This window comes from Geomobilimonas luticola (assembly GCF_018476905.1).
Taxonomy (GTDB): Bacteria; Desulfobacterota; Desulfuromonadia; order Geobacterales; family Geobacteraceae; genus Geomobilimonas; species Geomobilimonas luticola.
Genome location: NZ_JAHCVK010000002.1, coordinates 406102 through 427932, shown reverse-complemented (window position 1 = coordinate 427932; position 21831 = coordinate 406102). Strand labels below are relative to the sequence as shown.

24 protein-coding genes are annotated in these 21831 nt (G+C 50.9%); all 24 read right to left on the bottom strand.

Going from position 1 to position 21831, the window contains the following annotated elements:
* Window positions 1-3: 3 nt before the first annotated feature.
* The 24 genes from KI810_RS08705 to KI810_RS08590 all read right to left on the bottom strand — a co-directional run bounded on the left by KI810_RS08705 (window position 4) and on the right by KI810_RS08590 (window position 21750).
* Window positions 4-375: a type II toxin-antitoxin system VapC family toxin gene (locus KI810_RS08705; RefSeq protein WP_214175117.1), complete on the bottom strand. Its 372-nt coding sequence runs from the start codon at window positions 373-375 to the stop codon at window positions 4-6.
* Entirely contained in the window at window positions 372-578 is a 207-nt protein-coding gene (locus KI810_RS08700) for an AbrB/MazE/SpoVT family DNA-binding domain-containing protein (RefSeq protein ID WP_214175116.1), read from the bottom strand. The genes KI810_RS08705 and KI810_RS08700 overlap by 4 nt, the downstream gene beginning before the upstream one ends.
* An 87-nt stretch (window positions 579-665) precedes the next feature.
* The gene (gene queD / locus KI810_RS08695) at window positions 666-1040 is read right to left on the bottom strand and encodes a 6-carboxytetrahydropterin synthase QueD (protein ID WP_214175115.1); all 375 of its coding nucleotides are present in this window, start codon (window positions 1038-1040) and stop codon (window positions 666-668) included.
* Window positions 1041-1069: 29 nt separating this feature from the next.
* Window positions 1070-1360, bottom strand: a complete 291-nt coding sequence (locus KI810_RS08690) for a HigA family addiction module antitoxin (RefSeq protein ID WP_214175114.1) — start codon at window positions 1358-1360, stop codon at window positions 1070-1072.
* Window positions 1361-1372: 12 nt separating this feature from the next.
* Window positions 1373-1651 carry a type II toxin-antitoxin system RelE/ParE family toxin gene (locus KI810_RS08685; protein WP_214175113.1) on the bottom strand — a complete coding sequence of 93 codons (279 nt, stop codon included), beginning with the start codon at window positions 1649-1651 and terminating at the stop codon, window positions 1373-1375.
* 47 nt (window positions 1652-1698) lie between these two features.
* Complete coding sequence (galE, locus tag KI810_RS08680; RefSeq protein WP_214175112.1) at window positions 1699-2688, bottom strand: UDP-glucose 4-epimerase GalE; 990 nt, start codon at window positions 2686-2688, stop codon at window positions 1699-1701.
* 224 nt (window positions 2689-2912) lie between these two features.
* The gene (locus tag KI810_RS08675) at window positions 2913-4034 is read right to left on the bottom strand and encodes an outer membrane beta-barrel protein (RefSeq protein WP_214175111.1); all 1122 of its coding nucleotides are present in this window, start codon (window positions 4032-4034) and stop codon (window positions 2913-2915) included.
* A gap of 336 nt (window positions 4035-4370) precedes the next feature.
* Window positions 4371-6323 (bottom strand): polysaccharide biosynthesis protein, encoded by a 1953-nt coding sequence (locus KI810_RS08670; RefSeq protein ID WP_214175110.1) that lies wholly within the window; start codon window positions 6321-6323, stop codon window positions 4371-4373.
* 324 nt (window positions 6324-6647) lie between these two features.
* Window positions 6648-7913 (bottom strand): ATP-binding protein, encoded by a 1266-nt coding sequence (locus tag KI810_RS08665; RefSeq protein WP_214175109.1) that lies wholly within the window; start codon window positions 7911-7913, stop codon window positions 6648-6650.
* Window positions 7914-8159: 246 nt separating this feature from the next.
* The gene (locus KI810_RS08660) at window positions 8160-8435 is read right to left on the bottom strand and encodes a type II toxin-antitoxin system RelE/ParE family toxin (protein WP_214175108.1); all 276 of its coding nucleotides are present in this window, start codon (window positions 8433-8435) and stop codon (window positions 8160-8162) included.
* Entirely contained in the window at window positions 8432-8692 is a 261-nt protein-coding gene (locus KI810_RS08655; RefSeq protein WP_214175107.1) for a type II toxin-antitoxin system Phd/YefM family antitoxin, read from the bottom strand. Before KI810_RS08655 ends, KI810_RS08660 begins: the two co-directional genes overlap by 4 nt.
* 325 nt (window positions 8693-9017) lie before the next feature.
* A complete protein-coding gene (locus tag KI810_RS08650; RefSeq protein ID WP_214175106.1) occupies window positions 9018-10259 on the bottom strand; it encodes a DegT/DnrJ/EryC1/StrS family aminotransferase in 1242 nt (413 codons plus the stop codon).
* Between the two features lie 57 nt (window positions 10260-10316).
* Window positions 10317-10946, bottom strand: a complete 630-nt coding sequence (locus KI810_RS08645; RefSeq protein ID WP_214175105.1) for an acetyltransferase — start codon at window positions 10944-10946, stop codon at window positions 10317-10319.
* A 122-nt stretch (window positions 10947-11068) separates the two neighbouring features.
* The gene (locus KI810_RS08640) at window positions 11069-11335 is read right to left on the bottom strand and encodes a four helix bundle protein (RefSeq protein WP_246525382.1); all 267 of its coding nucleotides are present in this window, start codon (window positions 11333-11335) and stop codon (window positions 11069-11071) included.
* A gap of 67 nt (window positions 11336-11402) precedes the next feature.
* The gene (locus KI810_RS08635; RefSeq protein WP_214175104.1) at window positions 11403-11993 is read right to left on the bottom strand and encodes a sugar transferase; all 591 of its coding nucleotides are present in this window, start codon (window positions 11991-11993) and stop codon (window positions 11403-11405) included.
* Window positions 11977-13104 (bottom strand): glycosyltransferase family 4 protein, encoded by a 1128-nt coding sequence (locus KI810_RS08630; RefSeq protein ID WP_214175103.1) that lies wholly within the window; start codon window positions 13102-13104, stop codon window positions 11977-11979. The genes KI810_RS08635 and KI810_RS08630 overlap by 17 nt, the downstream gene beginning before the upstream one ends.
* Before the next feature lie 19 nt (window positions 13105-13123).
* Window positions 13124-14188: a hypothetical protein gene (locus KI810_RS08625; RefSeq protein WP_214175102.1), complete on the bottom strand. Its 1065-nt coding sequence runs from the start codon at window positions 14186-14188 to the stop codon at window positions 13124-13126.
* Between the two features lie 102 nt (window positions 14189-14290).
* Window positions 14291-15367 (bottom strand): glycosyltransferase family 4 protein, encoded by a 1077-nt coding sequence (locus KI810_RS17580; RefSeq protein WP_214175101.1) that lies wholly within the window; start codon window positions 15365-15367, stop codon window positions 14291-14293.
* 23 nt (window positions 15368-15390) lie between these two features.
* Window positions 15391-16446, bottom strand: a complete 1056-nt coding sequence (locus KI810_RS17575; RefSeq protein ID WP_214175100.1) for a glycosyltransferase family 4 protein — start codon at window positions 16444-16446, stop codon at window positions 15391-15393.
* Between the two features lie 32 nt (window positions 16447-16478).
* Window positions 16479-17423: a glycosyltransferase family 2 protein gene (locus tag KI810_RS08610; protein WP_214175099.1), complete on the bottom strand. Its 945-nt coding sequence runs from the start codon at window positions 17421-17423 to the stop codon at window positions 16479-16481.
* 18 nt (window positions 17424-17441) lie between these two features.
* A complete protein-coding gene (locus KI810_RS08605) occupies window positions 17442-18338 on the bottom strand; it encodes an alpha-1,2-fucosyltransferase (protein ID WP_214175098.1) in 897 nt (298 codons plus the stop codon).
* Window positions 18339-18588: 250 nt separating this feature from the next.
* Window positions 18589-19383: a DUF268 domain-containing protein gene (locus KI810_RS08600; protein WP_214175097.1), complete on the bottom strand. Its 795-nt coding sequence runs from the start codon at window positions 19381-19383 to the stop codon at window positions 18589-18591.
* A gap of 2 nt (window positions 19384-19385) precedes the next feature.
* Window positions 19386-20462: a polysialyltransferase family glycosyltransferase gene (locus tag KI810_RS08595; RefSeq protein WP_214175096.1), complete on the bottom strand. Its 1077-nt coding sequence runs from the start codon at window positions 20460-20462 to the stop codon at window positions 19386-19388.
* Between the two features lie 4 nt (window positions 20463-20466).
* Window positions 20467-21750: a flippase gene (locus KI810_RS08590; protein ID WP_214175095.1), complete on the bottom strand. Its 1284-nt coding sequence runs from the start codon at window positions 21748-21750 to the stop codon at window positions 20467-20469.
* Window positions 21751-21831: the final 81 nt, after the last annotated feature.

Genomic DNA, 21831 nt, shown 5'->3' with positions numbered 1-21831 from the left:
TAGTTATCGAGGGAAATACTGTACATCGGGCAGACCGCTGAAATGTTCATCCTGGGTCCAAAGTTGTGCACCATAGAGGCGAGCCGTTGCGAGAATGATGCTGTCCGCCATGGGGAGTGAAAACTCAAGACTGGTTTTTGCCGCGATCATCGCCAGTGACGGCGCCAATTCCACTACCGCCCCCTGCTGCATCAATGCCGCAGCTTGCAACGCGGCATCCTCGCCTCTCTGGCGGCAAACCACCTTGAACACTTCGTAAATGGTAATGGAGGGGACAACGAGAGAGGTTCTGTCTTCAAGGGGAGGAGCAAACTTGCCGGCATTCGGTCCGTCAGCGAAATATTCGAGCCAGCCTGAGGAATCGACCACATTCATAGACGGTCCGACTCACGTTCGACAGTAACGTCTATCCCTTTGAGAAAACCCCGCATCTCGGTGATTTCCCTCTCGGGGATCAACTCAATCCGATTGCCATAGGCCACAACCTGCATTGTCTGGCCGGCGACGAGACGAAGCTTCTCCCGTACGTCACGAGGAATGACGACCTGGAATTTGGGTGATATTTTTACTGCTTCCATCGCGCCTCCATATCGATAATGTAGTGGTAGAACGATACATCCATCGATAGGCCGTGTCAAGCAGACGATTGCAGCACTCTATTCTATTCAGCGCTCTTCATAGTACGACGCACAGGCCACGTCCGACTCCCATACCGTCACTTCCACCACCTCGATATTATCGCTGTTGAGGCGCTTGGAAAGCTCCCCGTACAGGTAGCGGGAGATGTTCTCCGACGAGGGGGAGAGCCCCGTGAAGGGAGCAAGCTCGTTCAGGTATTTGTGGTCGAGGGTCTTGAGCAGGGTATTGGTCTCCGACTTGAGGATCTTGAAGTCGATGCCGAGCCCCGACTTGTCCAGCTCCCGGGCGGTGACCGTCACCTCCACCTTCCAGTTGTGGCCATGGAGATTTTCACAATCCCCCTGGTAGTGGACCAGGTTGTGGGCGGCGGCGAAGGAGGTATGGATTTTCAGTTTGTACATTGATGGTGTCCTATGATGAATATTTTCTTTCAGGAAGCCAGTTTAAGCGGTGTAATGCGAAGGTCGGTCTTCTGCCGTGCTATCCTCAAATCATAATCCGTCTGCAGATTCAACCATAATTCCGGAGACACTCCAAAATAAAGCCCCAGACGGAGTGCTGTATCAGCGGTTATAGATCGCTTGCCATTAATTATGGTACTTATTCTTCCCGGGGGAACATCAATCTCCCGGGCCAGTCTGTTAATACTGATCTCCATAGGTTTGAGAAACTCTTCGAGTAATATTTCACCTGGGTGAATAGGAGATAGTGAGGTTTTCATAGTGCAAGCCTTTCAGTGATAATCCACAATCTCAACGTCGTAGGCATCTCCGTCACTCCATGTGAAACAAATACGCCATTGGTCATTTATCCTGATGCTGTATTGTCCGGTCCTATTTCCACTCAATCCTTCCAACCGATTACCTGGAGGAACGAGTAGGTCCTGCAATGACCTTGCCCTGTGCAGGTAGTACAATTTACGTCGCGCCGGTCGTTCAATCGACGTGAAACGCCGTACCATTGTATCATTAAAGAGCGTTTCGGTATCCTTGTCACGGAAGGTTTTTATCATCGTATGACTTATCCTATCTAACAACAAGTATTACGTCAAGCGTAATACTAAACCCCCGCAAGTTTCCGCTCCCAGCGCCAGGCGTCGGCCACGATGGTCTGCAGGTCGTCGAACTTCGGCTCCCAGCCGAGCACGTTCCGGATCCGGTCGGCGCGGGCCACGAGCTCGCCCGGGTCCCCCGGCCGGCGGGCCGCTTCCGTTACGGGGAAGTCGATGCCGCTCACCTCCCTGACCACCCGGATCACCTCCCGGACACTGCTCCCCCTGCCGTACCCCACGTTAAAGGTATCCGACTCCCCTTCCCTTTCCAAATAGGCGAGGGCGGCCAGGTGGGCAGCGGCCAGGTCCTCCACATGGATGTAGTCGCGGATGCCGGTCCCGTCGGCTGTCGGGTAGTCGGTGCCGAAGATGCTTACCCCCTGACGCATCCCCAGGGCCGCCTGGCAGCTCACCTTGATGAGATGGGTCGCCTCCGGGGTCCGCTGCCCCATGCGGGATTGGGGATCGGCTCCCGCCACGTTGAAGTAGCGGAGCGCCACATAGCGCAGGCCATGGGCCAGGGCGGTGTCCCGCAGCATCCACTCGCTCATGAGCTTGGAGGTGCCGTAGGGGTTGATGGGAACGGTCGGGCTCGACTCCGCCGCAATCCCCCCCTCGGGAAAGCCGTACACCGCCGCGGTGCTGGAGAAGATGAACCGCCCTACCCCGTGCCGGACGCACGCCTGGAGGAGGCGGAGGGTATTGGCCGTGTTGTTGGCGTAGTACTTCAAGGGGTCGCTTACCGATTCCGGCGCCACGATGGCGGCGGCGAAATGGAGCACCGCCGCGGGAGCATAACTCCGGAACACTCCATCGAGCTTGCCGGTATCCTCCAGGTCTCCCACCACCAGCGTCTCGCCATGGACAAGGGCCTCAGCGCTCCCCGTAGAGAGGTTGTCGTACACGATCACACGGTAACCAGCCTCCGAGAGCTGCCGCACCACGTGGCTGCCGATGTAGCCCGCCCCGCCGGTGACCAGAACATGTTCAGTACTCATGGAGCAAAATCCTTTCTTAGAGGCCGGAACCAGGGACCCGGGACCGGTAACTTCTAAATCCGGAACGTCGTTAACTCAACATTCTTCAGGCCCGCAGTTTTGATCAAAATTCATAACTCAAATTGCCTTTCTATTCTTAGCCCACCCGTGTCCCGATTGTAAAGGCAAAAAGCCAGGCGGGATATCCCGGCCTGGCTTTAGAACATTCAAACTCAAAACTAAGCTTAATACGTAATGACCAGATCCAGCCCGGTCGCACTCTTTTCCAGCCGGTAGGGAGGCAGGCGGCTGCCGGCTGCGTCGATGACCACCCGCACCTTGTCCGGATGCGTGCCAATCCGCACACCCTTGATATCCATCTGGTTCACCGCGACTTTCTTCTCCGTCATGCCGTTGACGGCGCCGAAAAGGTCAATCGCCAGACGGGCCGGTTTCTCCAGGGTCATGGTCTTGTAAGATGAGACCGGGGCACTGGTGTGGATGGCGATGGTGTTCCCCACCACCACGACCTTCCTGACGACCGGGATCGTCGTCGAGGGATAAATCGTTTCCGGCTGCTTGTCGGCGAGCGCAACCGGCACGGCAGGAGGAACAGCTTCTGCAACAGGCTTGGCGGCGGGCTGTACCATTGGCTCTGCGACCGGTGCGGTTTCTGACGGTTTGATCTCGACTGCCGGCTCCGTGGGTGCGGCAGCGGGTGCGGGTTCGGGAGATGGTACCGGTGCCGGCCTCTTGGCAGCCATCGCGGCGGGGTCTGTCAACGTCCATTCCCTGGGTGCCGCAGACGGACGGCTCTCCCGGCCGAAGTACCAGGTAATCCCCATGGCCGCCTCGTAGTTCAGGTGCTGGGCGTAATCGGTGGTTCCGATCTGTCGATACTCACCCCGCAGGGCAACGTTGTCGCTGACGAAAAGCTTGGCGCCGATTCCCGCGTTCAGGAGGGCACTGGTCCGATTCCCGTACATGGAAGAGCCGATCTCCTGCTTCACGCCCCCCCCGGCTACCAGGAACGGAACGAAGGTCGAACGGGGCATGAGGTAAAACAGTGCATCGGCCCGGTAAAGGTACGTATGGGCCTGGAGGTCCGAGCCGCTCAATTTCGTCCGTCGCGTCGCTTCCGTATTCACGTAGCCGAAGGAGCCTTCGATCCCCACGTACTCCGTGATGTCGTAACCGAGGCGGACCAGCAGTTCCGGCCCGGCATGCAAGTGCTCCTGACCGTCGAAGACATATCCACCCGCCCCCAGGGTAAGGGAGCCTTCCCCACCCTTGATGGCGGCAGCGGCCGGCCCGGCCAGGGCCAGGCTCAACAGCAGCACCGACAGCACAAAAAATCTCTGGGTCATAAAAACACCTCCTCGTCATCGTCATAAAATCGAACATGGGCCCGGCTCTAGTCCTAACAACCGGACGCCGCACATTACCACAAAATACACGGTAAATCCAACATTTAATTAAATCAGGGACCAGCAAAACCGGGACCGGGGACTGGGGACCGGGGACTGGGGACCAGTAAAATCATAAAAGCAATTTTGAATTGACGACTATTCTGGTTTTGGACGTTATGGGTCCCTGGTCCCTGGTCCCTGGTCCCTGGTCCCTGGTCCCTGGTCCCTGGTCCCTGGTCCCTGGTCCCTGGTCCCTAGTCCCTGGTCCCTGGTCCCGAGTCCCCGGTCCCGGCCTTACCGCTTGTAATGCTGCACATGCCGCATCAGCAGCTCCTTCACCACCTGCCCGCCGTCCATTCCCGGCGCCGTGTCGGGCAGGGCGGCGAACTCCGCCAGCATCCGGTCGATCTCGTCGGGGGTATGGGCGGCGCTGTTCCGGGCCACGAACACCTTCTGGTGGCGGGTCGCCTCCGTCCCCTCCTCGGCGGTCAGGATCTCCTCGAACAGCTTCTCCCCCGGCCGCAACCCCACGAATTCGATGGGGATGTCGTCGTACGGCTTCAGCCCGTGCAGGCGGATCAGCTCCTCCGCCAGCTCCACCACCCGCACCGGCTCCCCCATGTCCAGCACCAGCACCTCCCCGTTCTTCCCGATGACCGCCGCCTGGAGCACCAGGGAGACCGCCTCGGGGATGGTCATGAAGTAGCGCTGCATCTCCCGGTCGGTCACCGTCAGGGGGCCGCCCCGTTTGAGCTGCTCCATGAACAGCGGCAGCACGCTCCCCCGGCTCCCGAGCACGTTGCCGAACCGGACCGAGGTGAACTCCGTCCCCCCTTCCCGGCTGAAGGCGGTGCAGATGTACTCCGCCACCCGCTTGGTCGCCCCCATGATGCTCGTCGGCATCACCGCCTTGTCGGTGGAGATCATGACGAACCGCTCCACCCCGTACTGCAGGCAGGCCCGGGCCAGGTTGCGGGTGCCGAAGACGTTCACCTTCACCGCTTCCGACGAGTTGTCCTCCATCATCGGCACATGCTTGTAGGCGGCGGCATGGAACACCATCTGGGGGCGGTGGGTCCCGATCACCCCCCCTACCCGCTCGGCATCCCGCACATCCCCCACCACGTAGTGGAGCCGGTCAGCCATGTCGGGAAAACTGCGGTTCAGCTGCAGGCGCAGGTTGTGCAGTTCCGTCTCGTCGATCTCGAAAAGGATCAGGCTGGCCGGCTTGAAGCCGCAGACCTGGCGGACGATCTCCGCGCCGATGGAGCCGCAGGCGCCGGTCACCATGATCGCCTTGCCGGTCAACAGCTGCTCGATCCGGTCGTACTCCACCTCCACCGCCTGCCGGCCGATCAGGTCCTCGATGCTGATTTCGCTCAGGTCCTTCAGGTGCACCTCGAACCGTTCATGGTGCTTGTACATCTGGGGGACGATCTTGATCCGCTGGATCCCCGCCTCCCGGGCGGCGTGGTGGATCTTGCGCAGCGCCTTGTAATGGGTCGACGGGATGGCGATGATCACCACCTCCACGTCGCGCCGCTTCACCGCCTCCGCCAGCCGGTCCGTCACCCCCAGCACCCGCACCCCGTGGATATAGGACCCCACCTTCATGGGGTTGTCGTCCAGGAAGCCGACCGGGTAGAACTCGGCGAAGTCCCGCTGGGCCATGTCCCGCAGCACCAGCTCCCCCGTCACCCCCGCCCCGACGATCAGGGTCCGCTTCCCCTGGACGAAGTTCGTCTTCTTCCGGATCACCTCCAGGTAGATCCGGCGGGAGATGCGCAGGGCGCTGATGAGGATGAACGACAGGACGAGATCGATGAAGAACACGCTCCGGGGGAACCCGTCCGGGTGGAGGTGGCTGTGGGTGTCCACCGACAGGGGCATGTAGATGTAGGCCATGAGCGCCGCCTCGGCGGCGAACAGGGCGATGCCGATGTTGAACAGGTCGCTCAGGCCGACGAACCGCCAGGTCATCCGGTAGACCCGGGCAAGGGCGAGCAGCACGAGCTTTGCCAGGATGAACAGGGGAAGGGCATCCAGAAGGAGATGGCGGAAAGGGGGGGCTATCCTGAAGTCGAAGCGGAAGGCGAAGGCGAGGTAGAGGGACAGGGCGATCAGCAGGATATCCCCCAGGAAAAAGAAGAGGAAGCGCTTCAGGGCCGACGGCCTCCGGAGGCGGTCCCAGAGGGTTTCCGGGTCGATCAGGGCGTACTTGTGGGGGTTGGAAGAGGCAGGGGGCATGGGCTAGTGTCCAATATTACATGAAAATTAAATCAGAGTAAAACAAGCAATACTTACACCAAAAATGAGAAAAATCCCAACAATTATAAGGGGCTGATTTACAACGGAAATATTTCCAGGAACTGTATGTCAGCACTAACAGGGAAATTGCATGCCGTGAAATGACGGGAGACCGGGACTCGGGACTCGGGACCGGGGACCGGTAACAACGAGATTTCAACATATAAACAGAAACCCCAAGTTGAACCTTTACCTCACGCCCGTTCGCTCTAACTTCCGGGACCGGGGACCGGTAACTTCCAAAACCTGGAACGAGCCGTCAATTCATACTTCATAATTGCCTTTAGTCTGCCCTAACAACCATTTCCAGACCGGTATCAGCAATATCCGGCAGTCGCCGAGCAGTTCCTCGCCCTCTTCGTCCCAGGTCAGCACCGTACCACCCGCAACGCCGAATTCATCAGCAGCCTTGGCTAAAGCCGCAAACTCCCTTTTGCGGGTTTTCGCATCCGACAGGTCGTAACAGACCTGAAACAGGCTGAATGCTCCGGAAATTGTCCGCACGGCAAAGTCCACCTCCTTGCCGCCGCCAGTCCTATAAGAAAAAAACTCGACTCCCCGCCGGTACCATTCCACCGCCACCAGATTTTCCAGAAGCCGTCCGGCATCGCTGCCGGTGCGGAAGCGCACCGCATTGACCATCCCGGTATCGTAGGCGTATATCTTACGGGGTGCCGACATGCGCACCTTTGCCTTGGGTGAATACCGCGTCACCGACATGAAGAGAAAAGCCTCCACCAGGTATGACACATAGTTTTCAACCGTATGGACGCTGCGGAACGCAAGGGCGTTTTTCAGGCTGGTGCAGGTGTATTCCCGCGCAACATTGCCGATCAGCCAGCGCCCCACATCGTGTAGTTTGGCTGAGTAACGTACACCGTAACGCTTGACCACATCCTTGAAGAGAATACCGTCGAAAAGAGCCGTCAGATATCCGGCCGGCTCGGTCCCCCGCACCACCACCTCAGGGAAACCGCCGATTCGCAGGAAATCGTCCAGCTGTTTCAGTATCAGTCCCTGCCGTTCGGTCGCAGCCAGGGTTTCATCCACCACAAAGGAGCGGGCAGCCAGGAATTCGGCAAAAGAAAACGGCAGAAGGCGAAATTCACGATAGCGGCCGGTCAGGTGTGTGGAAAGTTCACGGCTCAGGAGGTGGGCATTGGAACCGGTCAGGACAATGTTGTAACCGCGCCGCTGCAGCCGGTTGACAAACAGCTCCCATCCCGTCACGTTCTGGATCTCATCAAAAAAGATGGTTCGGTTGTCGCCGTATACCTGAATCATGGCCTTCAGCAGTTCATCCAGATCCAGCGGCTGCATCAGGCGCTCATCATCGAAATTAACGTAGGCGAAGTCGGCACCGGTTGCAGCTGTCAGCATCTGCAGGGCAAAGACCGATTTACCGGCGCGGCGCGGCCCGATAACAACCTTGATCAGTCCGCCGGCCATGCTCTGCACCGCTTCAGCAAGACCTGCACGCGGGACGAAGCTACCCTTCAGCAGCTCGTCGCGCTCAACTTTATGACTCATTACGATATTCTTCATGACGTTATGCACAATAAATCAATATTTTGTGCAGTACAATATAAATAGTGCCTGAAATGTAAAAATATGTGAGGGAATTTAAAACAGCCGGTACTCGGAACCAAGAAACGGGCCTAAAGGACCGGTAACACCTTGAACGCAGCGAGCACGCGGAGAGAAGCTGTAACCCGCTCTGCTCGCTTCCCCCCTTAGATAAGGGGGGATTGAGGGGGGTTATGGTTTACTGTCTTTTCAATACACCTCATCATGGCTGCCGACATTCACGGGGACGATCTTCCCGTCTTCCAGCACAAATTCCAGGGTGATGCGGTAACTGATGTTGATCGACACGGAATGGAGGTCCCGCAGGGGGCCGCCCAGGCGATGCAGCCGCAATGACGGATGCATCGGATTGAGTTCCAGCAGTTTGAGGGTCTTTTCGTACTGGGGGAGGAGTTCGGGATGACGCTTGATGAACTTCGCGGCGCGTTTCAGATAGCTATGGGTATAGACGATGCGGAAGCTCATTTCGCGGCAGGCCTGATCCGCGCGATATGCTCCTCCACGCTCTCCTCCACGAACTCACCGGCAGCCAGTTGCTGGCGGGTTTCGTAAAGCGCGGCTTCCAGTTCGCAGACCCGCAACCGGTTGTACTCCTCCATGGCCATGACCACATAGCGGTCCTGGCCACGCACCGAAATGATTGCCTCACCATTCTCTTCAAGGGCCTTCTCGATGGAAGAGACACCTTTGGTCTTCAACTCGTTCGCAGCAATCGTCTTCACACCGCACCTCCGACAAGACTTGTCACCGTGCGGTTAATAGTACTATTGACAGAGCGGTTTGTCAATCCGCAGACCGGGACTCGGGACCTGGGATCCGGGTTTCAACTCAAAACTCAAAATTCAAAACTGTCTTTCTCTCGCCCGTTCGCTCCGTTCACTAGAGCACGCGGAGAGAATCAGTACCCCCCCTGCTCCGCTCCGCTCGCTTCCCCCCTTAGATAAGGGGGGATTGAGGGGGGTTATGCTCTGAGACAAGTTTTTCGCCACGGTTTTTCCCTGCGTCTTTGCGCCTCTGCGTCAAAAGCCCTTAACTCAAAACTCAAAACTAAGAACTCAAAACTGCCTTCATAACCTTCTCCACAGCCCGAACCGTGTCCCGCATATCCTCGTCGCCCAGAGTCGGATGCACCAGGAACATCAAACTCGTCTCCCCCAGTTCCTTTGCCACGGGCAACCGCTCCATGGGCCGCAGGCCGTCGAACGCCTTCTCCAGGTAGATCTCGCTGCAACTGCCGCTGAAGCAGGGTATACCTTCGGCGTTAATTGCCGCCATGGCCCTATCCCGAAAAGATGGGAATTTTGAATTTTGAATTTTGAATTTTGAATTCTCGAACGTTCCCGGGCGGAGGAAGACGTAGTATTTGTAATAGGCGTGGCCGATCTCTGGCGGTGGGATGGTGAGCCGCAGGGCCGGGATGTGCGAGAATCCTTCGGTGAGGATGGCGGCGTGGCGATTGCGGATGCGGGTCCACTCGGGGAGCTTGCGCAGCTGCACCCGGCCGATGGCCGACTGCATCTCGGTCATCCGCCAGTTGGTGCCAAAGGATTCGTGGAGCCAGCGGAATCCGGGTGGGTGCTGGCGATTGTAGACCGCATCGAAACTCTTGCCGTGGTCCTTGAATGCCCAGGCCCGTTCCCATAGGGCAGGGTCGTTGGTGGTCAGCATACCCCCCTCCCCTCCCGTGGTCATGATCTTGTCCTGGCAGAAGGAAAAAGCCGCCACGTCACCCAGCGACCCGACCGGCCGCCCCTTATACGTCGCGCCGTGGCACTGGGCACAGTCCTCGATGACCTTGAGGCCGCGCTGCCGGGCCAACTCCAGGATCGGATCCATGTCGCACGGCCAACCGGCCAGGTGAACGGCGATGATAGCTTTCGTGCGGGGGGTGATGCAAGGGCGGATGGTATCGGCAGTCACGTTCTGGCTGACCGGGTCCACGTCGGCAATGACCGGCGTCGCGCCGCGCATGACGATGCAACTGGCCGAGGCGATGAAGGTGCGGCTGGTGGTGATCACCTCGTCGCCGGGACCGATCCCCAAAGCGTACAGGGCCAGTTCCAGCGCCACCGTACCGTTGGCCAGGGCAATGGCGTGGCGACAGCCGGCAAAGGCGGCGAATTCTTTCTCGAACTCCCGCCCTTCCGTCCCAGTCCAGTAATTGACCTTGCCGGACTGCAAGGGGGCCGTTGCAGCAGCTATTTCATCGGCATCGAAGAAGGGCCAGGGGGCGAAAGGGGTAGAGCGGACAGGTGTACCGCCATCTATAGCAAGTTTTTTCGAATTCATAGTCACGCCTTCAATTCAAAATTCAAAATCCAAAACTCTTTAGGCCCGCAGTCTGGGTCAAAATTTCTTTACAACTTTAGCCGGGCTTCCCACCACCGTCACTTTATCCGGCACATCCCTGATGACCGTCGAGCCGGCGCCGACGGTGACGTTGCTGCCGATGGTCAGGTTGGGGATGATGGTCGAACCGGCACAGACAAAACTCCCCGCCCCTACCGCCACGGTCCCGCACAGGGTCACACCGGGAGCGATGTGCACGCCGCTGCCGATGATGCAGTCATGGTCGATGCTGGCCCGCGTGTTCACGATCACGTCAAAGCCGATGGAGGTATCGGAATTGATCACCGCCCCCGCCATGACCACCGTGCCATTCCCTATGGTTACGCCGCGCGCCAGCTGCGCCGACGGATGAATGGCGCTCACCAGTTCACAGCCGTTGCCCGACAGCCATGCGGCAACACTGCTGCGGGCCTTGTTGCTCCCTATGGCGACAATGCCCCGCTTGATACCGCTGGCAAGCAGATCAGCCTTCCCGCCGATCACCGGGTATCCATAAATGTGCGTTCCCTTCAGCGCAGGGTCATCATCCGCAAGGAAGGCAATATCATACACCCCTTGCTGTTCGATGACATCGATTACCACCTTGGCATGACCGCTTGCGCCGAAGACGAAGATTTTTTCTTTCATAAAAAATCCGATTTTGAATTTTGAATTTTTGATTTTGAATTATTCTGATTCGTTGATTTGACAATTGAAGTTAAAATATTGACGATGGATTCTGCCTCGGACAAAAGAGGTACCACTTCATCTTATTGAATCATGTTGCTATCTCGCAGCAGCCGTAACCAGTAGCAGGTTTCTCGTGCTTCCTTTGAGGCAATTGAAATCTTCGACACAAAGTCCGCTCTACTCTGCCCAGCTTGCGCTTCCTCAACATTAGCCCCAATGCTGGTTCCAGACCGGAGTAATTGTTTCGACAAGACAAACTCGCCTGACTTACAGAGTTGCCGATAAAGAGCAATGATCATAAGAGCAAAGTCATAGCTTTTCTTCTGAATAATATTGTCTTCTTTCATTTCTCACCCAAAATCCAAAATTGCTTTAAATTGCTTTTCAATTCAAATTCAAAATTCAAAATTGATATCAAAATTTGCCCATAAATTTTGACATAGTAGCTTCCCCCTCCTGGCTGATCCCCTCCCGTTTGAACACTTTGATAAAGGTCATCCAGAGAATCTTCAGGTCGAGCCAGAAGGACTGATTGTCCACATACCACACATCGAGCTTGAACTTCTCTTCCCAGCTGATGGCATTGCGGCCGTTCACCTGGGCCCAGCCGGTGATGCCGGGGCGCACTTCGTGGCGGCGGGCCTGTTCGGGGGTATAGAGGGGCAGGTATTCCATCAGGAGCGGCCGGGGGCCGACAAGGCTCATGTCACCCTTAAGCACGTTCAAAAGTTCCGGCAGTTCGTCCAGGCTGCTGCTGCGGAGGAATCTGCCGAAGGCGGTCAGACGCTCACTGTCCGGCAGCAGATTGCCTTGCCCATCTCGGTTCTCGGTCATTGTTCTGAATTTGTACATCAGAAACGGCTTGCCATGCTGACCAGGACGGCTCTGTTGGAAGAAAACCGGGGAACCGAGCCGGATTCGTACCAGCAGTGCAAGAATCAAAACCAGTGGCCAGCAAAGAAGCAGACCAGTAAAGGTTGTCATGACATCAAATGCACGTTTCATTCGATAGGCCCATGTGATGCATAATCACTGAATTCACCTTATGCACATCGTACTTTTCTTCAGCAATCTCTCTGCTGCGTCTCCCCATCCGTTCGATCAATTCCGGTTGCAGTATGAACTTCTCCATCGCTGCTGCAAGGGCCGTTGCATCCTTCACCGGGACAAGATAGCCGTTATCTCCATCTTTGACGGTCTCGCGGCAGCCTGGCGCGTCGGTTGTTACAATCGGTCTACCCATGGCCATGGCTTCAAGAACCGTGCGTGGTGTTCCCTCGCGGTAAGATGGAAGGACATACACTGAAGACGCAGCCAGTGCCGGTCGGACATCATCGAGCCGACCAAGATAATTGATGAGTCCTTCATCGATCCAGGATTGCAGTTCTGCATGTTTAATGCATGCCGGGTTTTCATCCAGCCACCCGGCAAGTGCGAATGTTGCCATGGGAAATGTTCTTTTCAGTACCCTTGCGGCTTCCACATACTCATGTATCCCCTTGTCGTTCAGTAGACGCGCGATCAGCAGAAATGCCGGGCATACCGGCAGCGACACTCTTTGAAAATAGTCAGTGTCAACTCCCGATCCATTAACAATCACCACCTGCTCCGATTTGATCAACTTGAGTGATAAGAACAAATCGCGATCATCAGGGTTTTGAAAGAATATTCTTCGATTATGTCGAAGTGCTGCACGGTAAAGGAAGCTTGCAACCTTTCCTGCCAGCCATGGTTTGGCACCTTTCGTCGAGAAGAGATAGCCAACGCCGGTTATAATGGAAAAGATACCGGGAACTCTAGCAAAACGAGCCGCCAGAGAACCATAAATTACTGGCTTGATCGTATAGCTGAGGACAAAGTCCGGCCGCACGCTTCGCAGCAACTGGTAGATAGCCCGCACTGTCAAAAAGTCGTGTATTGGGTTGATGCCTGTCCTGGAGAGAGGTATATCGTAGTAATGAGCACCTAGAGCGGTAAGCTTCTCCTGGACTTGCTGGGGCGCTGCCGGAGCACAGGCATGGATCTCGAAACCCTGCGATGCCATTTCAGCCAGAAGAGATCCACGAAAATTTATGAGGGACTCAGCCAACCCGCCTATGATTACAATCTTTTTCAATAGTCAAAACTCTGTTTGCTTAAATTGAAGTGTTATTGCTTTGTATTGACATTTTCTCGCGCAACCTGACAGCGTAAGTCATCAAAATCAACAGGCCAAGGCTGGGCAGAAGCATTGTCTTTTGGCGAATAGCAATACCAAGGTTTGGAGTTGTGGTTGCCAGCACGATGGTGCCAAACATGACATAGAAAATATTAAAATAAATGAACAATGAATTGTAGTGGTTCTTGACGACATTGCGGAAAGCGGCGGTTAATAACAGGAGCGAGCCGTACAGCCACAAAAGATTCTCCAGGGAAACCACAAGTGCCAGTGCACTATTTGCGTCGATAAACAACGGACGATACAGATAGGTGAACACCTGTAGATACAACGGATACTGACTTATGTTTACTGAACTGCCTCCTTCCATATTTTGCCCCTGGCGTGACTCGATATAGTCCACTACGTCAGAGGGGTTGGTTGAAGAAATGCCTATATAGTTCGTGATTGTAGGCAACATCACTACAATTAAAAGAGTTATGGCCGACAGGCCTATAATCCTTAAAGCCCAAGATACCCGTTTGCTCCATAACAACGCCGAAATGAGTGAAAGTCCCATAATGGCTGCCATGTGAGGCCTTATAAGAAATACAACCAGCATCCCAGCCATTAATGCCGGTACACGCCGGAATGGCATAACCATCCCCCATATGAACAGCATGATGCCCAGGAAAATAGTGCTGTCCTTGCCGATTGCACTTGTCCAGAAATTCATTCCAGGCAGCATAACGAACAAAATAGCTGCCAATTGAACACGCCGGGGAAGTTCGAAAGGGATGGTGTCGATAATGATGCGATACAGCAAACAAAGGCCGATAAAGCCAGGCAGAGTGAACAAAAAGAAATAATCCAGATAACTCCCGGAAAAAATAGCATAAAGCCGGTTAACGAGCCATTCAATGAAGCCGGTTCCGATTTTGAATGGCGTAACTTTATTGACTGCGGAAAAGTACCTGGCGGCGTCTGCGGAATGGCTAAGTGAATATCTCCAGTAAAGAAGAGAAAAGAAAGTATGGTATATAAAGATTATCCATGGGAACATTCTGGCTCTGATCAAATTACTATAACTAATTACTATAGTAATGTTTATGCAAAGCAATAGAAAAACATATCCGGATAATGTCATTATGAATATTCCATTAATCTATTGTTTAGAACTATTGCAATCCAATTCTGCAACTGCAGCTCTAAAGTCATCATTATACAACGGCACATTTTGCCAATGCGCAACACAATGTTTCTGCATGGCTGTATACTTACTGTCATCTTCTAGAACAGCAATGACTCGTTCAACAATTCCGTCAAAATCGTTAACTACTATGGCATTGATACCATCTTTACAGTAATTTCCAATCTCTCCCACCGGCGTGACTATGGGGACAAGCCCAAGTTGCATAGCTTCGACGACGGAAATTGACATTCCTTCATCCCTGCTCAACTGCAAATAATATGAGAATTTGGTCGCTATCTCTTTGATCTCCTCGAAGCGAGTTTTCCCCAGAAACATAACACTTGCAGATATATTCAGCTCAACAGCCAGGTTCCGCAATTTGCTTTCTTCGCCCCCGTCTGGCCCATAAATATAAAAAACGGCATCTGGACGTTTTCCCAAAATGTGTGCAAACACATGTAAAGCGCGATCTATTCCTTTCCTGAGATTGAGACGCCCCCACGAAACAAATACTGGAGAATTGTTAGGGAGACTGCGAACATCCACTTTTTGCAAAACAAAAGAAACAATACGCAATCTCTTACATTGATGGAATTTGACGGGGACACGCGAAGAGAGTGTTTTACCTGAATCCGTATAAATGCCATCAGCGAAAAACATGCCAAGGTGACTTAGAATTTTATCGACAAAATGAGCATACTTCGCTGAATGTAGAAAACAGACAAACTTAACATTTGGAAACAACAATTTATATATAATTCCTATGGGCATCGTACGCCACAATGAACATACCAACACGGATGGCTTTTCGACTATCAATTTGAACAATGCTGAAATATAAGCGAGCGGGTTATTGATGGACTTGAAGCGTGAAGCGATAACTCTGTTGTGGTTATGTATAGATTGTTGTAACAAATATGCGTTACGCTCCAACAACATTAGCTTGAAATCAATATCTTTGTTATCAGAGGCATTTTCAACACACGAACGTGCTGCAGCTTCAACACCACCTAAACCGTCACGCGGTATGAGATGTATGCATTTAATCACAATACTCCTCATTACAGACTGCATTAACAGGAAATTATTGCTGCTAATATCTTACCGATTACTTTATCCTCGGAAAACAGCACCGCTTTGGCGATACAATCATCGGCAAAATCTGAATAATTGTCGATTATACAAAATAATTTTGTATAAAATTCAGTTGTATCTATTTCTTCAGCATTGAATACAAAACCAGTTTTGTTGCCGATATGTTCGACAAAGGTTCCGCAGTAGCCAACATTCGTTGTAAAAGCTGGGCGTCCACACGCATGTGCTTCGAGAAGAGTCGTTGCAAAGCCCTCATGGTGACTCGTGACAGCAAAACATCGTGCAGAACGTAATGAAGATAGTAACTCTTTTCGTGAAAGCCAACCGGACATGGTTACAAGGTCTGTTATACCAAGCTCAACGACCAGCCTGTCGATTTCTCCTTTTTCCGGCCCGTCGCCCACAAGAAGGACCTTCAAGTCACGGCCATGATATAAACGTGCATTTGCGACAATACGCAATAGTAAAGGAACATTTTTTTCCCAGGAAAACCGACCGACAAAACAAACATCATATTTTATCTCGGCAGCCTCAGAAGAAAAAGCCCAAGCAGGCACGAAATTGCCTACGAAAACCGCTTTACCAGGGGCAATCTGCAGATTGTCCATATTCACACTCAATATTTTGTGGGCGCCCAAGCGAAGCGCCCACTTGATCGAATGATAAGAAAACCACTTGTGCCCCTTCTGAGTTCCCCTTGTTAGTTTGAGCGGTATGTGCAGAAGTGAAATGACCTTGAGACCGGAAAGACGAAAGAAAGGCGCCAGCCACGCCGAAGAAAGATCGTTAAGAACTACATGTGATACGCCATCAACCCGCATGGTCTTTGCTATGGAAAAAACGTTCGACAATCTTTTGAGAGGTGTGTTTATGGTTGGTATGGCGTGTACCGCACACTGGAATTTTGTCGGTTCTGCGGTGTAAATACTGCACTGGAAACCATTTTTACAGATGTGCAGACAAAGCTGTTCAATATATATCTGGCCGCCTCCCCATATGTTGAAGCTTGGGGATAGAATACCGATCTTTTGCACTTTCAGGCTATCCTTTGTGACGCTTGGACAGGTCATACACTGAATTTATGTTTAACTGAAATAATGGCTCGAAGAAGAAATTCGGGCATAAATCTGACAATGACATAGGCCAACTGACCTGTAGCTCCAGGGGCAACGACATAGTTATTTTGGCTCAGTTCTCGAAAACTAAAGGTCAAACTTCTATTCTGATACCCCCTTTTAAGGTGCTCACGAAACATGAATTTCCTTGCATGTCGCAGATTTTCCTTCGACATCTTGTCGATACTGACACCTTTAAAAAAATCAGGGGTAACCTTTGGCTTCTGCCCGGAATAATTCATCATGCTGTTGTTGTCACAGCGATGGTATATTACCGAGACAACGTCAGAAAGATAAATGTCTCCAAACAAAGACATGCGAATGAAGAAATTGAGATCTTCGCCAATACTCAAATCTGTGTCAAACAACTCACCGCTGCGATCTAATGCCGATTTTGCTATGACTCCAGAGCAAACCCAGAATAAAAATCGGTCACTTGCAATCATTTTAATGTAATTATCCAGTTTTTCGACATACCATGATTCTGGACATGCAATTCCGTGGTCAGTCGGACCAGCGGGATCTGCGGACTGGATCTCTATATACCTGTTACCCACAATTACCGCATCCGGGTGGCTTTCAAACGCCTTTAATGTAGTCGTGAGATGCCACGGAAGCCACTCATCGTCCGCATCGAGAAAAGCGATGTAACTTCCCTCTGCCACCTCAATACCAGCATTCCGGGCAGAAGGCAGGCCACCATTTGATTTACGGACTATTTTGATCCGCGGGTCATCAAATTTGCTGACAATGTTCATGCTTCCGTCAGTAGAGCCATCGTCAACGATAATCAGTTCAAGATTTGTTTCTGCCTGATTAAGTACCGAAGTAACAGATCGAGCAACCCATTTTTCTTTATTATATACAGTTATTATCGCTGAAAACAAAGGATACACTATTGATGACCTCTATAGTTAATTCTCGATTCGCAACCATCCAGGGATAATATCTTCCGTGTTTATAGATGGGTCATTAAACCATCTCTTTGGAGCAAGCACAATTTTATCGGGATTGCGGTTAAGCCAGGCCCCCCACCAACTGAAAGAACTGTTTGCAATGATGTTGTGCTTACAAAGGCTCATAAGATGCATGTCATGATGTCCAGCACTGCCCGTGTTATTGTCAATGATGGTCGAAGGAAAATCCAGTTGCAGATTTACACGGACCCATTCAGGATCATCTGAAAACAGAAAAAAATGTGGCGAAGAAATTATTGGAGCAATATGAGAAATGGCACGTTGATAATACGCCAGATCGCAGGTCCCATGAAAATTAATTGCTTTACTGTTTGCAATGAAATCCCCTCTACGTACATGCAGTGAAACAGATTCTGTTGTAGTTATCAGATTGGCATGTTTATAATTTACTCCTTCCAGAGGATCACAAAATGTAAAATCGTTCCTTATAACATCTATAACTGATTGGAAATACTTTTCGCTTTGCCAGTATCCCGCAAGATAGCTGTTATCATGGCATTGCATTACAGTACTATCAAATTGAAAGTGCTTCTCTTTAACAACACATGATTTCAACAGAACATTATTCCAGAGCCTGCGAAGCCATAAATGCGGCTTGACCAGCACTGAACTGTCTTTGACAGCAAATTTTAAAAGTTCACAAGGTGATGCAAATTGTACATTCAGGTTGAAACAATTCAGCTCAAACTTACGTCGTGTGTATCCATTTTGCTCGCTGTCAAGGAAAGTCCGGTCAAGTTTGAGCTCAGTTGCGTGCTTTAAGGCAAGACTCCTCCCCACAGCATACTGAAACATCTGATTTCCAAGGCCACCTATCAGTTTTACAATAATCATAAATTAGTATCCAGATCAGTTATATCTTTCCATTAAAACTTGGTATATTCGGAAATCCCATTATGCGGTATACTTCTGTGACTTGGGTTCTGGCCTATGATTAGCGCAATGTAAAAACAATCTGCTCCTCCGTGAATTTCGACTTCTTCATGGCAAAGTGCTCTTCCTCTTGTGGTGCAATATGCCAGAAATCTCTACTTTTGGACGAACTATTTTCAAGGGTGGACGTCATTGTCGGTCATTATTTAGTTCATAATTTTTCCAATTCAAAAATGCCGCATCCAAATATGCAGTTAAAGTTGCTATTTATTTCATTAACAGTGATCGGTACATTTTCGTGTAAATTTCCTTGATCATCCACAAACGAGAATTGTTTGATATGACATTTCCCAGAAAAATATTTCAGCAAAAAACTGACTGAGAAAACCCTTTGTGCGTTGAACTCAATTCTTTGTGGTCCAATAGGAACCGAAAGGTAAAGTTTTCCTCCTTTTTTCAAAATGAGTAACAAATTATTTAACCCGAGAAGATATCCATCATAATTTACTGGGTCACCATATCTACCCAAACCAAAGTGCTCCAATGCATGCAAGCAAGACACTGAGTCAGCATAGTCTTCTAGATTCTTATCTACAGGTGCCATTAGGTCGGCTTGCATAAACCTAATGTTCGGTATGCTGTTTGAAAGAGGACGAATATCGAGCACCTCAATTAATCGAAAAGAAGCTACGTGCGCAACAAACCCATCGATTCTTGAGCCGACGTCAACGTGAGTACCTGGATTATCTAAATATATTCTCCTCGCTACTAGTAAATCCTGATGGAAGTAGTGACCTTTGATCGTGCCACTTTGTTGTAAGCGATCTTCAAGACATAAGTAAGATTTTCCAAAAGCGAACTTTATTTTTGCAAATGTTTCCTGTCGCTTTAGTGTTCGAAGATCAAGATAATATGGCAACAAACCCTTTAAAGCCTGTATGGTCTTGCGGTGGTTAAACCCAAACGTCAGTGATAGACTGTATATTCTTCTCAATAATTGTCGCATCTTCATCTTCCTTGTGACGAATCAATTAGCTTAACGCCAACTCGCTTAAATACATCATAAATTAGTTGAGAGCTATTCATACAGTCAAGCTGTGTAATACTCTTGATGCTTACTGCCTCCAGTCCCCTATGAGATAAAGCTTTCGCAATAAACAGGGATGAGGACGTAGTGGAAAATACTGGTAAAGACGAAATACATCTTATCGAAAATAGAAATTCTTCGAAATTACTCCGCTCCTTAACAATCCGAATTTCTATACCTGTTAAATCTGACAATTTTTTAGCTTTTTCGATATCATTTGCCATTATGCAACGAGGATGAGGCTTCCATAATATCAGTTTGGTTCCCCTGTATTCTTTGATAAATGACAGAAGGCATTCCCTGTTGATTTGATAGTCTATCTCCTGGCTTAGCAGATTAATATCACCAAATGGCGATGGCACATAAACTGCTGATCCAGGTGGAACAGTGAACGCCTCTCTGTTACCACACATAATGCTGTCAAGCGTTCTTTCAAAGTCTAGGTGGTCTATACAACGCTCTGGCAAATCAAGCTCAGGAAAACAACCAGAAAACAAACCCCATTTCCCCTTTGTTTTTGCCTTTGGTAAATAACGTATGGAGCCACCATAGTCAGGATATGAGATTTTGAGCAAAAATGCTGAAATAAAAGCTCTATTGCCATAAATAGAATTCATTACACCGGTATTAACATAACAACCGGTACCCTCTTCAAATAAGGTAATAGATTTACACATCTTATCAAACATCAGGCGACGGCTAGAAGGAAACGTATAATTGCATAGCCATAAATCGAAGGGGACTTCAGGTATTGCAGGAATGACTTTGGTAGCTACCTCAGATCTTATCAGAAGCATATTCCGATATGACAAAGAAATATCTTTAAGTATTACTACGCGGTCGGCAAACTCACTTAATCGAGTAGATGAGGCGATTTTGTCGCGTAGGAAAACTATATCAAATCTGCTAATGCCTGATGAATTCATTATAGACATTAAAATATTTGCTTGGAATTCTGTCCATACCAAAGCAATTTTTTTAAATGATTGATCGTGCATATAATTAGATTGCCTGCGTTTTAACTTCAATTTTGCCAAATGAAAGCCATGGCATGGGACAGACTCTTTGTGCCAGTGCCCATGTCAGGAGAAATCGCACAAACATTGTAATGGCATTAGCCAAACCGGCACCTGCAATTCCAAGTAATGGAATCAGAACCCAAAGAAGCCCAAAACCAAGTACACCGGAAACAAATGTCACCATTGCAAGGGGACGGGTTTTACGAGCGTAGAAAATGTAATTCGTCACCATTAAATACATTCCTCCGAACGCCTGACCGAAAGCCAGACCAGACAACGCTCCAGCAGCACCAACGTACTTTGCTCCCGCAACAATATAAATAATCCAATGTGAAAGCAGTGCTACCGTTCCAGCAATTCCCAACGCAATAAGAAAATAGATCCATGTGCCTCTGACCAGGCGGTGTTTTGACACCAGGTCATCATTGTTTAACAGGCTGTATAACCATGGGACGAAGGCTTTATTAAATGCATCAGCTACAACACTCATACCTAAGCTGAGTTGTACAGCAACCATGTAAATACCAGCCTGACCCAGCCCGAACTTTTGATTTATGACAAATCGATCAACAACCCCCATGAGGAAAATGCCAAGCACATGGGGGACAAGCGGCAACCCGAAAGACAAAGTCTCCCTCATATACTCCAGATGTGGACAAAAGCGCACCCAACCGGCCTTAGCGAGCGAAACAACTCCACTGGTCGCAAACAGAACCGTAGCCAGGGTCAGTCCCCACAATCGTCCTGCATACCCTTGATGCATAATCAATACAAACACCAGTGAGAGCCCCATATTGACGGCACTCTGTGCTACCTGAAAGGCCCCATAAAGCGCAGGCCTGCTTGCCATCATCCAGATACCCAAACGGATCTGGTTCAAAAAATTGCAACAAGAAACCAGGACCGCTATCAGAAGCCAGAACGGTGGGACAGCGGCAAATTTGCTCAACGGCGCCAGGAAAACAGTGACCACAGCCAAAGTTATAAAGGTGCTCGATAATAGAACCCAAAGACATGAGCCCACATATCGTGGGAAATCAATTTTATCCCGATCGACATAACGCACATTTACCGCTCCATGGACGCTAAGCCCCGTAAAGGCACCCATAATCCCCAGTGTTGCGGTAAACATGGCTATCACGCCATACTCCGACGGCGGCAACACACGTGTCAAAATCGGCAGCAGTAAAAAGGGTATGACGGCATTCAGGATATTCGAAACGGAATATACTGCTGCATTTTGCAGCAAGGCGCGCACATTGCTCATTGCAGTAACAATTGCGGAGTTCGGGTATGAAACCTACGCATTAACTTCTCCCCAAAACAGACGGGTTGTTAAAGCCTGTTC

Excerpts from the sequence above, each read along its gene's own strand:
- KI810_RS08705 (WP_214175117.1), bottom strand. The coding sequence starts at position 375 with ATGAATGTGGTCGATTCCTCAGGCTGGCTCGAATATTTCGCTGACGGA.
- KI810_RS08700 (WP_214175116.1), bottom strand. The coding sequence starts at position 578 with ATGGAAGCAGTAAAAATATCACCCAAATTCCAGGTCGTCATTCCTCGT.
- queD (WP_214175115.1), bottom strand. The coding sequence starts at position 1,040 with ATGTACAAACTGAAAATCCATACCTCCTTCGCCGCCGCCCACAACCTG.
- KI810_RS08690 (WP_214175114.1), bottom strand. The coding sequence starts at position 1,360 with ATGAAAACCTCACTATCTCCTATTCACCCAGGTGAAATATTACTCGAA.
- KI810_RS08685 (WP_214175113.1), bottom strand. The coding sequence starts at position 1,651 with ATGATAAAAACCTTCCGTGACAAGGATACCGAAACGCTCTTTAATGAT.
- galE (WP_214175112.1), bottom strand. The coding sequence starts at position 2,688 with ATGAGTACTGAACATGTTCTGGTCACCGGCGGGGCGGGCTACATCGGC.
- KI810_RS08675 (WP_214175111.1), bottom strand. The coding sequence starts at position 4,034 with ATGACCCAGAGATTTTTTGTGCTGTCGGTGCTGCTGTTGAGCCTGGCC.
- KI810_RS08670 (WP_214175110.1), bottom strand. The coding sequence starts at position 6,323 with ATGCCCCCTGCCTCTTCCAACCCCCACAAGTACGCCCTGATCGACCCG.
- KI810_RS08665 (WP_214175109.1), bottom strand. The coding sequence starts at position 7,913 with ATGAGTCATAAAGTTGAGCGCGACGAGCTGCTGAAGGGTAGCTTCGTC.
- KI810_RS08660 (WP_214175108.1), bottom strand. The coding sequence starts at position 8,435 with ATGAGCTTCCGCATCGTCTATACCCATAGCTATCTGAAACGCGCCGCG.
- KI810_RS08650 (WP_214175106.1), bottom strand. The coding sequence starts at position 10,259 with ATGAATTCGAAAAAACTTGCTATAGATGGCGGTACACCTGTCCGCTCT.
- KI810_RS08645 (WP_214175105.1), bottom strand. The coding sequence starts at position 10,946 with ATGAAAGAAAAAATCTTCGTCTTCGGCGCAAGCGGTCATGCCAAGGTG.
- KI810_RS08640 (WP_246525382.1), bottom strand. The coding sequence starts at position 11,335 with ATGAAAGAAGACAATATTATTCAGAAGAAAAGCTATGACTTTGCTCTT.
- KI810_RS08635 (WP_214175104.1), bottom strand. The coding sequence starts at position 11,993 with ATGAAACGTGCATTTGATGTCATGACAACCTTTACTGGTCTGCTTCTT.
- KI810_RS08625 (WP_214175102.1), bottom strand. The coding sequence starts at position 14,188 with ATGTTCCCATGGATAATCTTTATATACCATACTTTCTTTTCTCTTCTT.
- KI810_RS08605 (WP_214175098.1), bottom strand. The coding sequence starts at position 18,338 with ATGATTATTGTAAAACTGATAGGTGGCCTTGGAAATCAGATGTTTCAG.
- KI810_RS08600 (WP_214175097.1), bottom strand. The coding sequence starts at position 19,383 with ATGCGACAATTATTGAGAAGAATATACAGTCTATCACTGACGTTTGGG.
- KI810_RS08595 (WP_214175096.1), bottom strand. The coding sequence starts at position 20,462 with ATGCACGATCAATCATTTAAAAAAATTGCTTTGGTATGGACAGAATTC.
- KI810_RS08590 (WP_214175095.1), bottom strand. The coding sequence starts at position 21,750 with ATGAGCAATGTGCGCGCCTTGCTGCAAAATGCAGCAGTATATTCCGTT.